Annotated in this window: 3 protein-coding genes; 1 reads left to right on the top strand and 2 read right to left on the bottom strand. The window is 65.1% G+C overall.

Translation table 11 applies throughout. The features are described from left to right. A partial coding sequence (locus tag AC1DT2_RS21500) for a phosphohexomutase domain-containing protein (RefSeq protein ID WP_477298610.1) occupies window positions 1–677 on the bottom strand: 677 nt, incomplete at its 3' end. A 151-nt stretch (window positions 678–828) separates the two neighbouring features. Beyond that, window positions 829–1467 carry a response regulator gene (locus tag AC1DT2_RS21495; protein WP_063573082.1) on the bottom strand — a complete coding sequence of 213 codons (639 nt, stop codon included), beginning with the start codon at window positions 1465–1467 and terminating at the stop codon, window positions 829–831. A 126-nt stretch (window positions 1468–1593) separates the two neighbouring features. Here AC1DT2_RS21495 and AC1DT2_RS21490 point away from each other — a divergent pair. After that, window positions 1594–2163: hypothetical protein (locus tag AC1DT2_RS21490; RefSeq protein ID WP_477298609.1), on the top strand; the 570-nt coding region annotated here is incomplete at its 3' end.

The raw sequence follows: 2163 nt of genomic DNA, 5'->3' as shown, positions 1-2163 counted from the left end.
ACCTCGAGGTCGAGCACGTCGCCCAGGTCTTCTACGTAGCGCTCGCGGAAATCGTACTCGCGCGTCGTGGCGGCCTGCCGCGCCTGTGCGAACGTAAAGCGCTTCACGTCGCGAATATCGCCCTCGATCAGCACGTTCGCACGCGCAGCGATCCATGAGGTGGCATCGGTGTCCGCGGGACCGCCATGGGGAGGGTTGTATTTGATGCCGCCGCTTTCGGGCGGGTTATGTGACGGCGTGATCACGATGCCATCGGCCTTGCCGCGGTCGCGCCCATGATTGAACGCAAGAATGGCATGCGACACGGCAGGCGTCGGCGTGAACTCGCCGGCCGTCGACACAAGCGCCTGGACGCCGTTCGCGGCAAGCACCTCGAGGGTGCTCTCGTAGGCGGGCCCGGACAGCGCGTGGGTGTCGATGCCGACAAAGAGAGGACCGTCGATACCCGCCTGCGCCCGGTACTCGCAGATAGCCTGCACCACGGCCCAGACGTGCCACTCGTTGAACGAGCGATCGAAGGAGGAACCTCGGTGACCGGACGTGCCGAACACCACGCGCTGCTCGGGGACCGAAGGGTCCGGCCGCAGATCGTGGTAGGCGGCAAGGAGCGCAGCGATGTCGACCGACGGAACTTCTGTCGCGGGCTTGCCCGCGAACGGACTGATCTTGGCGCTCACCGATGCTATCTCCTTGGACGGTGCCCACGCGGCACCTCGACTCGCCATTGTAGGCCGCGACATGTGATGGGTTGTCAACGTTTTCAGAATTCTTCCATGGTCCGGGCGTTGTCCTGCCGCTATCGTCACGGCGGTCCCTCGCCCAAGCGTCTTAGAGTCGCAACCGATCGATGTACTCGAAGATCTCCGCGTCCGTCTCGAGTCCGAGCTTGCGCATCGCATTGGTCTTCTGCTGGCTGATGGTCGACAGGCCCCGCCCGGTTTCCCGGGCGATGTCCGTCACGCTGTTGCCGCCGGCGAACAGGCGAAGGATGGTCAACTCTCGTGGTGACAGGTCTGCCAGGGTTCCCGACTTTCCCATCGGCGTGCCCGGCGGTGCACCGAGTAACGCCCGTACCGATGATCCGAGGTAGACATGGTTCGACACGATCTCCACCAGCGCCTCCGGAATTTCCCGTGCATCGCCGGATTTGCCGATCAAGCCGCGTACACCCGTCGCAAGGATTTCGCGGTAAAGCGCCGGGTTGGCCAGCGTCGTGATGACCATCACCGGCATCTCGGGAAAGCGCGCGCGCACGTCGGCGAGCAGCGCCAGGCCGTCGCGACCCGGCGCGGGCATGCTGAAGTCGGTGATCAGTGCATCGCAAGCCACTTCACCAAGCAGCGCGAGCAGTTCGTCGGGCGATTGCGCTTCGCCGACAATGGTCGCGAGACCGTCTTTTGCCAACGCCAGGCTGAGGCCTTTAAGCACGACGGGGTGATCGTCGGCCAGGATAACGCGGTACACCATGAGTGATCCTTTCCCGATGTGCGGTCCCTACCGTGGCAAGCGTTTCCGGGGCGCCACCTACGGGGCGCGAAGTTGAGCACATCGCACCCGCGTACGCCAAGCTCGCGACACGCATTCGCGTGCCTCTTGCGACGACTCGGACGCCTTGTTTCCCGATTCCGTCGGCACCGCGCGATCGATGACCTGCCCGCGCTACTCGCCCACCTCGGTCGTCGCTATGCCCCCCTGGCCCGCGCCCGCCAAACGACACTGGAACTGGACGTGGACCCTGCCGTGGCGCCCGATCTGACGGGTGCGATGGATGAACTGGGAGGCGTCGTCGGTTACCTGCTGGAGCGTGCGATCGATGTCGCCGCAGGTGGCTACGCCGCCCTGCAAGTCGACCTCGTGGGCGAGACACGGACCAGYCAGACGGTGCATCTCACCGTCGCCGATGATGGCGAAGCCACGACGGCCAGCGATCCGAAATTCCTCATACCCGCCGCCACCCTCGCGCACCTTGGCGGTCGGCTCCAGATCGAGTCGGGCGCCGACTTCGGTACGCGCGTCATCGTCGAAATAACCTTTTCGATGCCACGACGCGTGCCGGACGTCGACATCGAGGCGCTCAGGTGCACCCTCGGAGGCCAGGCGGCACTGGCCGAAGTGATCGCGTCGCTGGACCATGCGCTTAGCCGCGACCTCGCCGATCTCGAC

This window comes from Luteibacter sp. P4_E6, assembly GCF_056401535.1.
The sequence above is the reverse complement of the archived record's forward strand: the minus strand, read 5'-3'. Positions and strand labels throughout refer to the sequence as shown.

Coding starts and splice junctions, on each gene's coding strand:
- AC1DT2_RS21495 (WP_063573082.1), bottom strand. CDS start 1,467: ATGGTGTACCGCGTTATCCTGGCCGACGATCACCCCGTCGTGCTTAAA.